The following is a 12818-nucleotide window of genomic DNA, read 5'->3' as shown; positions in this document are numbered from 1 at the left end:
GTTCATCATCAAGGAGTGCGGAAAATGCGGCTAGTCATTTTGGGGGCAACGGGACAAGTGGGCTGGCAATTGGTGCAGCAGGCACCCCCCGGCGTTGAAGTCATTCCCATTGCTCGCCAAGACACTGCCGTAACGCTAGACTTGGAAGATTTAGAGGCCATTCCCCGCTTACTGAAAACCCTGCAGCCCGATGTGGTGATCAATGCGGCGGCCTATACGGCCGTGGATCAGGCGGAACAGGAACCGGAACGGGCACAACGGATTAATGGTACTGCCGTAGGTCTTTTGGCAGAAACGCTGGCAACAGTGGGGGGGCGGTTGATTCACTACTCGACCGATTATGTCTTTGCTGGTACTCAATCGCAGCCCTATCGCGAAACCGATGCCACTGCCCCCCTCAATGCCTATGGCTACAGTAAGTGGCTAGGAGAGCAGGCGATCGCCAGCCATCACCCCGCCCACCTGATCTTACGTACCAGTTGGGTTTATGACCTGCGGGGCAAGAACTTTTTGCGCACAATGGTTCGCCTTGCCCAAACTCGTCCTCTGGTTCGGGTGGTGGCCGATCAAATCGGTACGCCCACGGCTGCCCCCTTCATTGCCCAAGTCACCTATCAACTGCTTCAACGCTGGCAGGCGGATCCCTCCCTGAGCGGCCTCTATCACCTGACGCCCCGAGGCAGTACCAGTTGGTATGGCTTTGCGGCAAAAATTTTTGATCACCTGCGTACTGAGGGCTATGCAACTGCCACCCTAGAGGCGATTCCCAGCAGTGAGTATCCGACACCAGCCAAACGCCCTGCCTTTTCCACCCTCAACTGCGAGAAGTTAGAGGCGGTTTTGGGGACGCCCCTCCCCCCTTGGGAAGCGGTTCTTCAGCCCCTTTTAGACCAACTGGATCCGCAATCTGTTCTTTAGGGAGCCGTCGCAACGGTTGTTTTCATTTCGCTGAACCAGTCAATGAGCTGCTCTAGTTGTTTCTCTACGGGTTGCGTCCCTAGACCCCGCACGGTAATTTTGCCCTGACTATAGACAAACCGACTTTGGAGATGCGTGGGCAGTTGCTCTAGGAGCAGTTTCCATGCGGGTTCGGCCATCGGGGTTTCAAGGATCACGTGCTGCTTCCCTTCGGGACGAATGCGACTAATGCCACACTGACGTGCCAGTTGCTTGAGTTCGACCACCCGCAGCAGTTGCTGAACTGATTTGGGCAATGCCCCATAGCGATCGCTCCACTCTGCTGCCAATTGCATCAGGTCTTCTTTTGTCGTTGCAGCGGACACTGCGCGGTAGGCGGCCATCTTTTGCTCCAGATCGGGCATATAGTCGGCGGGAATAAAGGCAGTGACATTGAGATCCACTTGGGTATCGTCAACGGTGGGAATATCTTGGCCGCGAATTTCGGCGATCGCCTCCTCGAGCAGTTCCACGTACAAATCAAAGCCAACACTGTCCAGTTGACCGTGCTGCTCTGCCCCTAGGAGATTGCCGACACCACGAATTTCCATGTCTCGCATCGCCAGTTGGTAGCCCGATCCCAGTTGGGTAAACTCCTGAATTGCCCGCAGTCGTTGACGGGCGGCATCGGTGAGCACCTCTTGGCGGGGGTAAAATAACCACGCATGGGCTTGAATGCCCGCTCGGCCAACCCGACCCCGCAGTTGATAAAGCTGTGCCAAGCCAAACCGCTGCGCATCCTCCACCAAAATCGTATTGACGCGGGGAATATCCAAGCCGGACTCAATGATGGTCGTACAGACAAGAATATCGGCCTCGCCATTGCTAAAGCCAAGCATCGTGGATTCCAGTTCCCCCTCCGCCATCTGGCCATGGGCAATGAGAATACGGGCACTGGGCACCATCCCTTGCAGCTTTGCCGCCACCTCCTCAATTCCTTCAACCCGCGGCACGACATAGAACACTTGACCCCCGCGATCCAATTCTTGGCGAATCGCACTGCGCACCGTTTCTGGGTCATAGGGAGCAAGGTGGGTTTGAATCGGGCGCCGCGAGGGGGGGGGTGTCGTGATCAGGCTCATTTCCCGAACCCCCGACAGGGCCATATAGAGGGTGCGCGGAATCGGTGTCGCACTCAGGGTAAGGACATCCACTTGGGTTTTCAGGGCTTTGATTTTCTCCTTTTGGTTGACGCCAAAGCGTTGTTCTTCATCCACCACCAGTAGCCCTAGGTCCCGAAATTTAACGCTCTTGCTCAGCAGTTGATGGGTACCCACCACAACATCAATTTCGCCGGTTTTGAGTTTTTGTAGGATGTCTTGGCGCTCCCGCTCACTGCGAAAGCGGTTGAGGAGTCCCACTTGAATCGGATAGGGGGCAAAGCGTTCCTTGAGGGTGTGGTAATGCTGCTGCGTCAGAATCGTTGTGGGGGCGAGAACCACCACCTGTTTGCCCGCCATCACGGCTTTGAAAATGGCGCGAATGGCCACTTCGGTTTTGCCAAAGCCAACATCACCGCAGACCAGCCGATCCATGGGGCGATCGCTCTCCATATCGGCCTTGACCTCTTGAATGGCCTTGAGTTGATCGGGGGTGGGCTGATAGGGAAACGAGTCCTCCATCTCCTGCTGCCACGGCGTATCCGGGGGGAAAGCAAAGCCCTGTTGTTGGGCACGTTGGGCATAGAGTTGTAGCAGATCCACCGCCACTTTCTTAATGGCCTTGCGTACCCGGGCTTTGGTCCGTTCCCAAGTGTTGCCCGTTAACTTATTGAGTTGGGGGACGCCATCGCTCTGTTTGCGGTAGCGGGAGAGACTATTCAGTTGATCGGCAGCAACGCGGAGAATGCCATCGGCATATTGCAGGGCAAGATACTCACGGGTTTCATTATTAATGGTTAGCGTTTCCAAGCGCAGGAACTGGCCAATGCCGTGTTGGCGATGGACGACGTAGTCCCCCGGCTGGAGCTTGTTGAGATCCACCTGTTTGGCAGCAGCGCGGCGGCGTTTGCGTACATAGCCAAGGTTGACCAAGTTGTGCTGGCCAAAGAACTCGCGATCGCTCACCAGTACTGTGCGGAACGTGGGCAAAATAAAGCCACTAATTTCCGCTAGACCACTGGCTTTGAGGGCAATGGGCAGTCGCTGCTGTTGCAGCTTATCAATGGCCGGAAAGTCCTTGGGATTGGGCACAAACTGGGCGGGGCAATCGTGCTCCTGCAACAGTGCTACAGAACGACTCGGCTGCGCAGAGACCAACCACACCATGTACCCCTTGTCCCGTTCCTCCCGCAGGGTTGCCGCCAAGCGACCAAATTGGTGGGGAATCGCTGGAACTGCCCGGGCTGACAAATTGAGACCGAGTCCCTCACTGGCCAGTTCATAGAGGTGCAGCCGTTGAAACCGCTCGAGGGCTTGGGCACTGGCCGACCACGGACGATGGATGGCGGGGGGTGGCGTTTCAAGGCTTTGCCAGTAGGCGTGAGTGTGTTCATACCAGCGATCGCCATGGGCAGCACAGAGGGGCGGTTCATCCACGGCAATGAGGGTTTGGGCAGGCAAATAATCCAAGAGCGAAGCCGGCTGCGGAAAGGCCACCCCCAGATAGCGCCGCAGTCCCTCCTGATCCTCTGGAATGAGATGGGCGTGATCCGCTGCCCGCAGGACTTGGGCAATCAGGGGGGTAAAACTAATGGGCGTCAGGGTCACCTGCTCAAGGGCATCAAGGCGATCGCCCTCGGTGTGTAGGGAGCGTTGACTGACTGGATCAAACTCGCGAATCGACTCAATCTCATCGCCAAACCACTGCAAGCGCACCGGTAGCTCCGCCGAGACGGGGAAAATATCCACAATGTCGCCGCGCCGACTCCATTGGCCTTCCGTTTCCACTAGGGAAACCCGCTCATACCCCAGAGCGGCCAAGGCGGTGGCCACCTCCCCTAGGGAGTGCTCTTGACCCACCTGTAAGGTTAGACAGGCGGCACGAAACTGCTCTGGTGGCGGTAAATGGGGTTGCAGTGCCCGTTCCGTGGTGACAATTGCAATATTGGGGCGATCGCTCTCGACGAGAACTTGCAGTTGCCCCCAGACCATCTCCGCTTCCAAGTCAAAGGGGTCATAGGGAGAGGCCTCCGATGTCGGGTAAAAGAGAACCGCATCCCAGCCCATGAGTTCCAATTGCGCTGCCCAGCGTCCCCCCTCCTCTAGGGTGGAAGTAATCACACACAGCGATTGCTGACGCTGCTGCGCCAATGTGGTGGCCACAAAGCCCTTGACAAGGCGGGGCATCCCCGTGAGGACAAGTTCCCGTTGGTGTTGTAATTTGCTGAGCAGTTCAGCCGTCAGCGGCAGCTTACCCCAACTGCGGGGAATTGCCATTAAGGACATAGACGAGTGTCAGTGCAGGTGATCAAGACTTGAGAATTGAATCGCCACCCCTTGGGGCAGTGTTCACGCATTATAATTCTCACGCTCTCTTATCATTGTAAAAAGCAGGACAAGGATTCAGAAAACTCTAGCTACAGGCCTTTTCTACATCACTGCTGAAGAGAGGGTGGAACCCCGTGGGCACTTCCTTCATAATTGTGAAAGAGTAGGAATTGCAGAGATTGAATGACGCGATCGCCCGATATTGATAGTTCGGCTCCAGAATCCTCAGCGATTGTTGACAGCACCCTTGAGGCAAGCGACCCCATTGACCCTGAGGATGAACTGCCCAACGAGGTGGAAATGTCCCTCTGGGATCACCTTGAGGAGTTGCGGCAGCGGCTCTTTGTTGTCCTCGGTACTGTTGCTGTCACGATTGTTCTCTGCTTTACCCAAGTCCGCTGGATCATTCAGTTCCTTGAAAAACCAGCCCATGGTGCGAAATTCCTGCAACTGAGTCCGGGGGAGTACTTTTTTGTCTCCTGTAAAGCGGCAGCCTACAGTGGCATCCTCCTCGCGACGCCGATGATTCTCTACCAAGCTATCCGTTTTATCCTGCCGGGATTGACACGGCGTGAGCAACGCTTACTGGCACCGGTGGTTTTTGGTTCATCCATTCTCTTTATTGCCGGTTTGGCCTTTGCCTATACCCTCTTGGCACCCGCAGCCCTCGGCTTTTTTATTAACTATGGGGCAGATGTGGTTGAGCAACTGTGGTCGATCGATCGCTATGTGGATTTTATTTTGCTATTGCTTCTTGCCACTGGCCTCGCCTTCCAAGTCCCCATTCTGCAGTTGGTGCTCATTGCCCTAGGGATTGTCTCGATCCCGCAAATGCTCAGCCAATGGCGCTACGTGGTGATTATTGCTGTGGCGGTGGCAGCGGTTTTGACCCCCTCCATTGATCCGATTACTCAAGGACTCTTGGCAGGTGCTCTGCTTGCCCTCTACTTTACGGGGATTGGCTTGGCCAAGCTGATGGGGGTGGGGCGTTCTTAAAATACCCTCAAGAAAGACTCAATCAGAAAAGATGATTTTGGCGATAAAAATCAATTATCGCGATCGCCCCTCGAACTTATCAAGGCTATCAATAGAGATGATATGCTGATGTTGCCAAATCAGTGCATCCCTTCGCGATCGCAAGAATGGCATTATTTTAACAAATTTTTGTGTTTAGGAGCGGTCTTCATGCCCATTGCCCTTGGGATGGTAGAAGTACTGGGTCATCCCCCTGCCTTAGCCGTTGCCGATGTGATGGTGAAAGCGGCGCGTGTTACCCTTGTGGGCTATGAAGTAGTCAGTGGTGCTCGCCTGACAATTATTGTGCGCGGCGACGTTTCTGAAGTGCAAATTGCGGTTGCAGCCGGTGTGGAAGCTGCCAAGAAGATTCCGGCTCAGAGTCCCAAGGAAAAAACGCTCTATCTGTCGTCAACAGTGATCCCCCGCCCCCACGAGAACTTAGAGGCTGTTTTCCCCAAAATGCGGTTCCAATATGGCGATGGCTGGGAGCGTTTTCTCGTTTAGCAGCCTTGGGAAAGGTTCTCTAAAGCTTTTCTAATGAGCAAAGCTCCACCGCTCAGATAATTGCCTCAGAAGGGAGCAACCCACCCAATCAACTATCTCAACAGTGAAGCCTCAAAATCGCTAGGAAACAGTTTTAGAGGGGTACCTAGGCTAGACCGGTGTTGACCCCGGGCTTACCCGTAAACAGTTCCACTTTCACAATTTTGCCACCCATTTTTTGGATGCGTTGTTGCTCGCGGAACCAGTTTTCGTAGGGCACCAGTTTCGTGAAATAGGTATTTTGCAGTTCGCGCTGGGTGCGAATACGGGTTTGACTCGGCACACAGGCGGTAATTTTGAACATGCGCATGGGATGGGACTCCAAATCTGTGTGGGGTGATTACACGTCTGGGAGCTAAAGGCCAGACTCAGACTGTTTAAGCACAATTGCCATGACAGGCTGACACTCTAACCCCTAACTCCCAGACAGATGTGCGACTGGAGAGCTGTACTTAGCTTAAGCCAGAGCAGATGTAGTCAAAGTAGATGCCCATTTCTTTGCCGGCATCGGCACCCACCAAGCTGGCGGTGACTTCTTTCATGGCTTGGATGGCTTGCACCGTAGCAGCGATGGGCACACCCAAGGAGTTGTAGGTTTCTTTCAACCCATTGAGCACCCGCTCATCGAGGATGGAAGGATCCCCAGCCAGCATGGCATAGGTGGCATAGCGCAGGTAGTAGTCGAGGTCGCGGATACAGGCGGCATAGCGACGGGTGGTATACATGTTGCCACCGGGACGGGTGATGTCAGAGTAGAGCAGAGATTTGGCCACTGCTTCTTTGACGATATTGGCAGCATTGGCGCTGATCACGGTCGCAGCACGCACCCGCAGTTCGCCAGTTGCGAAGTAAGCTTTCAGCTTCTCCATGGCGGCGGTGTCGAGGTATTTGCCTTGCACGTCAGAGGCGTTGATGACAGCGGTAATCGCGTCTTGCATAGTTCTTTTTCCTCAAAAACTGATTTGGATGATGGATCAATGAAGGATGCTGAGGCGACCTACTGCATGGCGCCAATCACGAAGTCAAAGTAAGAACCGGCTTCAGCGGCATCTTCGGCAGACAGCAGCGAGGAAGCAACGTTCTTCATGGCGCGAATCCCTTCGGCCACAGCAGGAATGGGGGTGCCGAGGGAGTTGTACATTTCACGCACACCCACCAAACCAATTTCTTCGATGGGGGTGACATCGCCCGCAACAATACCGTAGGTCACAAGCCGCAGGTAGTAGTCGAGGTCACGCAGGCAGGTGGCGGTCATTTCTTCACCGTAGGCATTGCCACCGGGGGAGACCACATCAGGCCGTTTTTGGAAGAGTTGATCGCCCGCTTGCTTGACAATCCGCTCGCGGTTTTCGGTCAGGGTTTGGGCAATGCGCAGACGGCGCTCGCCGGTGCTGACAAAGCTTTTAATGCGATCCAGTTCACCGGGGCTGAGGTAACGGGCCTCGGCATCTGCATTCACGATCGATTTCGTGACGACGCTCATTGAGTTCCTCCAAAGTTGGAATTGTAAAACAAGGGTCTTGATAATGTGGCATCTGCCATTGGAATGTTACGACTCACCGCACTCCTGCAGGAGAGATAGGTACGGCGATTGACCCGACGGGCTGACGTAACCTTCCGCAAACATTCTCAGGCATAGGGGGGACATCTCCCACATCATCGCAATCCTTTTTAACATTCTTAACATTTTTTCAAAAATCTGCTAGGAGCGGCTATTCCAGCCATTCGATAATGCGGGTGCCAAGGTCGAGGGGAATATTTACGGCCTTGCCGAGGCGGGGTTTCTCACGGGTGGTCTCAATAAAGGTGCAAACTTGCTGGGCACAGCCCCAGTCGTTGAGGTGCTGCGCGATCGCCCCAAGGTGGGCAGCATAGTCTTCAGGCGTATCGGGATAAGAGGCCTGCTCGAGGTAGCGCCACATCACCTGCAAAAAGATGCGATCGCCAACGCGACGAAACTGAAGGTCAAAGGAGCGCCCCCATTTGCGCAGGAGCAAGGCATGGAGTTCATCACCAGTGAGGGGCGTCAGCATTGGCAAGAATTTCAGCCCTTGCGGCTAGGACGGCTCGGACAGTGTGATAATAGTTAACAAACGTAATTATTTTACGGCTGTCCGTTTCGATTCCTTAGTAAATAAGCGTAAACCATGGCTCAAGTTTCTGGAATGTCTGATGTGCCCGATATGGGGCGGCGACAGTTTATGAACCTGCTGACGTTTGGTACCATCACCGGTACGGCGTTGGGCGCTCTGTACCCTGTCGTCAAGTATTTCATTCCGCCCTCCAGTGGCGGCACGGGTGGTGGTGTGGTTGCCAAGGATGCATTGGGCAACGATATTAAGGTTTCCGACTACCTGACGAAGCACCTGCCGGGCGATCGCTCCCTTGCCCAAGGGATTAAAGGGGATCCCACCTACGTGATTGTTACTGAGGATCACCAAATTGCCAATTATGGCTTGAATGCCGTCTGCACTCACCTTGGCTGCGTGGTGCCTTGGAATGTCAGTGAAAACAAGTTCATTTGCCCCTGCCACGGCTCTCAATACGACAGCACGGGTAAAGTGGTGCGTGGCCCTGCTCCCCTCTCCTTGGCACTGGTGAATGCCACGGTTACCGAAGATGACAAACTGGTGTTTACCCCTTGGACGGAAACCGATTTCCGCACGGGCAAAGAACCTTGGTGGACGTAAAACGAAATTAGGGAGTGGTATGAAACGCTTTTTCAAGTCTTTGACGCTGGCGATCGCCCTTGCCGCCAGTGTGCTGCTTTGGTCACCGCAAGCACAGGCCTATCCGTTCTATGCCCAGCAGGGCTATGACAGTCCCCGCGAAGCGACCGGGCGAATTGTGTGTGCCAACTGTCACCTCGCTGCCAAGCCCACCCAAGTGGAAGTGCCCCAAGCTGTTACCCCCGATTCCGTTTTTGAAGCCGTGGTGAAAATTCCCTACGACACCAGTGTGCAACAGGTGCTAGGGGATGGCTCTAAAGGGGGTCTCAATGTCGGTGCAGTGCTGATGCTGCCCGAGGGCTTCAAAATTGCGCCTCCCGATCGCATTCCCGAGGAGTTGCAAGCCAAAACCAGCGGCATTTACTACCAGCCCTACAGTGAGGATAAGCAAAACATTATTCTCGTGGGTCCGCTACCGGGTGAGCAGTATCAGGAAATTGTTTTCCCCGTCCTCGCCCCCAACCCTGCCACGGATAAATCGATCCACTTCGGTAAATATTCCGTTCACGCCGGGGGCAACCGGGGTCGTGGTCAAGTCTATCCCAACGGTGAAAAGAGCAACAATAACGTCTTTACTGCACCGATCGCGGGCACGATTACCAGTATTACCGCTAACCCCGATGGCAGTACTGCGGTGGTGATTACCCCCGAGAGTGGCGAAGCAGTGACAGAAACCATTCCGGCTGGCCCTGACCTCATTGTCAGTGAAGGCCAAACGGTGGCGGCGGGTGAAGCCCTCACCAACAATCCCAATGTAGGCGGTTTTGGCCAAAAGGATACGGAAATTGTCCTTCAAGATCCCAACCGCATTAAGTGGCTGTTGGTATTCTTTGCTGCCATTACCCTCTCGCAGATTCTGCTTGTGCTGAAGAAGAAACAAGTGGAGAAAGTACAAGCCGCCGAGATGAGTCTCTAGGGAGTCATATCACCCACGGTAGTGCGACATCTCCATGACACGATTGTGGCGATCGCCACGGCTATTGTGCCCCAGCAAGGGAGTATCGGCATTGTCCGTCTCTCAGGTGCCAAAGCAGTCGCGATCGCCCAGTCTTTATTTGAAGCCCCCGGCAAGCAGCCTTGGGAATCCCATCGCATTCTCTATGGCTATGTCCGCGACCCCCAAACCGGGGAACGGGTAGATGAAGCGCTCCTGCTGTTAATGCTGGCTCCCCGCTCCTACACCCGCGAAGATGTGGTGGAATTTCACTGTCATGGCGGTCTCATTCCTGTCCAGCGCGTGCTGCAACTCTGTGTGGCGGCAGGGGCACGCCTCGCCGAGCCAGGGGAATTTACGCTGCGTGCCTTTCTCAACGGTCGCCTTGATCTCACCCAAGCCGAAAGTGTCGCTGAACTGGTGGCCGCCCAATCCACAACCGCTGCTCAAATTGCCTTGGCGGGTCTGACGGGGAAATTCGCCCGCCCCCTCAAGCACATTCGTCAGACCTGTTTATCCCTCTTGGCGGAAATTGAAGCGCGACTCGATTTTACGGACGAGCTACCCCCCCTTGACCCCGCAGCCATTGCTGAGGAAATTCGTCAGTTGCAACACCAAGTAGCGGCGTTTTTGGCCACGGCAGAACGGGGAGCACTGATCCGCACTGGGTTAAAAGTGGCCATTGTGGGTCGCCCCAATGTCGGTAAGTCGAGTCTGCTCAATGCTTGGAGCCGTAGCGATCGCGCCATTGTTACGGATTTACCCGGCACCACCCGCGATATTGTCGAGTCCCAATTAGTTGTCGGTGGCATTCCCATCCAAGTGCTCGATACCGCAGGCATTCGCGAGACCGATAACCTTGTCGAACAAATTGGCGTCCAGCGATCGCGCCAAGCCGCCGCCAGTGCTGATCTCATCCTCCTTGTCGTTGATGCCAGCCAAGGGTGGACAGCCGCTGATCAAGAGATTTACGACCAACTCGAGCTGCAACAGCGGCGGCAGCAAGCGCCTCAGTCCGTCTTGGTGGTTTTGAATAAAGCTGATCTCCTCAGCGAAACCGTAGAGGTCCAAGATATTCCATTGCCCATTGCCCCCATTCCCACTGTGCTGCTCTCGGCTCTCAGCCAAAGGGGAATTGAGTCTCTCGAGGACGCTATTCTCGACCTTGTTCAAGGCCAAGGGGTTACCGCCGCTAACCTCGACTTTGCCATCAATCAACGCCAAGCCGCACTCCTGGAGCAGGTTCACCAATCCCTGAATCATGTGCTTGCGGCCATTGATGCCCAACTGCCCCTTGATTTTTGGACGATAGACCTGCATGCTGCCGCCCGTGCCCTTGGTACCCTAACGGGGGAAGAGGTGACTGAGTCTGTGCTAGAACAAATCTTTAGCCGTTTTTGCATTGGAAAATAGCCCATGCTTTGGAATACCAGCTACCGGCCGTTACTTGCTTATATCCTTCCCTATCGGCGACGGTTGCTGGTCGCTTTTTTGTGTACCCTCGGCTATGTCTCCACCATGCCGGCGATCGCCTACTTGATTGGCCAAGCAGCAAAGCTCATCGGGGCAGGGGATTTGATAGGCCTGATTCAATGGTGTGCCGCCTCTTCGCTGCTGTTTGTCGGTCGTAGTTTTTGCCAATTTGGCCAAGATGTCCTGATGTCCGATATTTCCCTGCGGATTGTCTATGACATTCGGGTGCGGCTATACCGTCATCTGCATCGGTTGGGGGTGGACTATTTTGAAAAGGCAGCGACCGGCGATCTCACCTACCGCCTCACTGAGGATGTGGATCGCATTGGCGTCATGGTCAATAGCAGTTTTCATCGCCTCATCCCCTCGACTTTAACAACAGTTGCCGTCATTGGTTATATGTTCTACCTCAACTGGCAACTGACATTGGGGACAATGATCATTGCGCCGCTGATGACGTTTCTCATCGCTTGGTTTGGCAATCGCTTGTTGCGACAGTCGCGCCTGAGTCAAGCCCGCATTGCTGATTTGGCCTCCCACCTCACGGAAATTTTTTCGGGGATTCGTCTGATTAAGGCGTTTGCGGCTGAGGACTATGCCGTAGAGCAGTTTGAACAGCAGGCCGATATTAACCGCCGTGCTCGCTACCGGGCAGAACGCATTAAGTCAATGCAATACCCGGTGGTGGGGTTTCTTGAAGCCCTGAGCATCATGCTGCTCTTTATCTTGGGGGCGTGGCAGATCAATGCCGGTCATCTCACAGGGCCGCAGTTCCTCAGCTTTGTTGCCGCAGTGGCGCTACTGATGGAACCCATTAATATGATTTCCGCTGATTACAACGAACTCAAAATGGCACAGGCGTCAGTGGAGCGTAGCTTTGGCCTGTTGGCTCTCGAACCCACGATCAAGGAAATGAGCCATGCGCAGCCCTTACCCCCCATTTCTGGCAAAGTACAATACCTAGATGTGTGCTTTGGCTATGATCCAGAGCGTCCCGTGCTCAAGGACTTTAATCTCTTGGCGGAGCCGGGTGAAGTGATTGCCCTTGTGGGACATTCAGGGGCGGGTAAATCAACCATTGTTAACCTCTTGCCCCGTTTTTATGACCCCCAAGCCGGCAAAGTCTTGATTGATGGCATTGACATTAAAACAGTGACCCTGAAAAGCCTGCGGCGGCAAATTGGCATTGTTCCTCAGGAAACGATTCTTTTTTCAGGCAGTATTGCCCAAAATATTGCTTTTGGTTACTCTGAACCGGATTGGGAGCGACTGATTGAGGCCGCCAAAATCGCCAATGCCCATGACTTCATTACGCGCTTTCCCGATGGCTATCAGACATGGGTGGGGGAAAGAGGGATCAATCTTTCTGGGGGGCAACGACAGCGACTGGCGATCGCCCGGGCAGTTTATGCCGATCCGCGTATCTTGATCTTGGATGAGGCCACCTCTGCTTTGGACTCGGAATCGGAAGCCCTAGTGCAAAGCGCTTTGGAGAAGGCAATGAAGGGGCGCACCGTTTTTATTATTGCCCACCGTTTGGCCACGGTTCGTCGCGCCGATCGCATTCTTGTCCTAGAGCAGGGGCGGATCATTGAAAGTGGCAGCCATCAAGAACTGCTAGCCCAGTCTGCCCGCTATGCCCAGTTCTACACGCAGCAGTATTTCCAAGACGCGGAATAACCCCTTGTCTGATGGGCTAGCCGCTTGGGTTCTATCTTCCAAGAACGGCAGGATGTG

Annotated in this window: 12 protein-coding genes; 7 read left to right on the top strand and 5 right to left on the bottom strand. The window is 54.5% G+C overall.

Going from position 1 to position 12818, the window contains the following annotated elements; genetic code table 11:
• The first annotated feature begins 24 nt into the window (after nucleotides 1-24).
• Nucleotides 25-918, top strand: a complete 894-nt coding sequence (gene rfbD / locus KV190_RS08610; protein ID WP_460192832.1) for a dTDP-4-dehydrorhamnose reductase — start codon at nucleotides 25-27, stop codon at nucleotides 916-918.
• Here rfbD and mfd read toward each other — a convergent pair.
• On the bottom strand, nucleotides 915-4343 hold the full coding sequence (gene mfd, locus KV190_RS08605) for a transcription-repair coupling factor (RefSeq protein ID WP_460192830.1): 3429 nt from the start codon (nucleotides 4341-4343) through the stop codon (nucleotides 915-917). The genes rfbD and mfd overlap by 4 nt on opposite strands.
• A 225-nt stretch (nucleotides 4344-4568) precedes the next feature.
• Between mfd and tatC the strand changes: the two genes are divergently transcribed.
• A complete protein-coding gene (tatC, locus tag KV190_RS08600) occupies nucleotides 4569-5381 on the top strand; it encodes a twin-arginine translocase subunit TatC (protein WP_460192828.1) in 813 nt (270 codons plus the stop codon).
• A gap of 189 nt (nucleotides 5382-5570) precedes the next feature.
• Nucleotides 5571-5906: a carbon dioxide-concentrating mechanism protein CcmK gene (locus tag KV190_RS08595; RefSeq protein ID WP_024125880.1), complete on the top strand. Its 336-nt coding sequence runs from the start codon at nucleotides 5571-5573 to the stop codon at nucleotides 5904-5906.
• 145 nt (nucleotides 5907-6051) lie between these two features.
• Here KV190_RS08595 and KV190_RS08590 read toward each other — a convergent pair whose 3' ends face one another.
• From KV190_RS08590 to KV190_RS08575, 4 genes are all read right to left on the bottom strand, one after another.
• On the bottom strand, nucleotides 6052-6255 hold the full coding sequence (locus KV190_RS08590) for a phycobilisome linker polypeptide (protein WP_011056799.1): 204 nt from the start codon (nucleotides 6253-6255) through the stop codon (nucleotides 6052-6054).
• A 142-nt stretch (nucleotides 6256-6397) separates the two neighbouring features.
• Nucleotides 6398-6883, bottom strand: a complete 486-nt coding sequence (apcB, locus tag KV190_RS08585; protein ID WP_149817471.1) for an allophycocyanin subunit beta — start codon at nucleotides 6881-6883, stop codon at nucleotides 6398-6400.
• Nucleotides 6884-6942: 59 nt separating this feature from the next.
• Nucleotides 6943-7428, bottom strand: coding sequence for an allophycocyanin subunit alpha (gene apcA, locus KV190_RS08580; RefSeq protein ID WP_149817474.1), 486 nt, complete (start codon nucleotides 7426-7428; stop codon nucleotides 6943-6945).
• A 229-nt stretch (nucleotides 7429-7657) separates the two neighbouring features.
• Nucleotides 7658-7978, bottom strand: coding sequence for a DUF3067 family protein (locus KV190_RS08575; protein WP_181496866.1), 321 nt, complete (start codon nucleotides 7976-7978; stop codon nucleotides 7658-7660).
• Between the two features lie 114 nt (nucleotides 7979-8092).
• On the opposite strand from KV190_RS08575, the gene petC reads away from it, so the two are divergent.
• From petC to KV190_RS08555, 4 genes are read left to right on the top strand one after another with little or no spacing between them, the layout of a single operon-like run.
• Nucleotides 8093-8635, top strand: coding sequence for a cytochrome b6-f complex iron-sulfur subunit (gene petC / locus KV190_RS08570; RefSeq protein WP_149817478.1), 543 nt, complete (start codon nucleotides 8093-8095; stop codon nucleotides 8633-8635).
• 19 nt (nucleotides 8636-8654) lie between these two features.
• Nucleotides 8655-9590, top strand: a complete 936-nt coding sequence (gene petA / locus KV190_RS08565) for a cytochrome f (protein WP_460192825.1) — start codon at nucleotides 8655-8657, stop codon at nucleotides 9588-9590.
• 21 nt (nucleotides 9591-9611) lie between these two features.
• Nucleotides 9612-11021 carry a tRNA uridine-5-carboxymethylaminomethyl(34) synthesis GTPase MnmE gene (mnmE, locus tag KV190_RS08560; protein WP_460192824.1) on the top strand — a complete coding sequence of 470 codons (1410 nt, stop codon included), beginning with the start codon at nucleotides 9612-9614 and terminating at the stop codon, nucleotides 11019-11021.
• A gap of 3 nt (nucleotides 11022-11024) precedes the next feature.
• Nucleotides 11025-12761: an ABC transporter ATP-binding protein gene (locus KV190_RS08555; RefSeq protein ID WP_460192822.1), complete on the top strand. Its 1737-nt coding sequence runs from the start codon at nucleotides 11025-11027 to the stop codon at nucleotides 12759-12761.
• Nucleotides 12762-12818: the final 57 nt, after the last annotated feature.

The organism is Thermosynechococcus sp. FA-CM-4201, from assembly GCF_054689355.1.
Note: the sequence above shows the minus strand (reverse complement) of the source record. Positions and strands in the feature narration are given on the sequence as shown.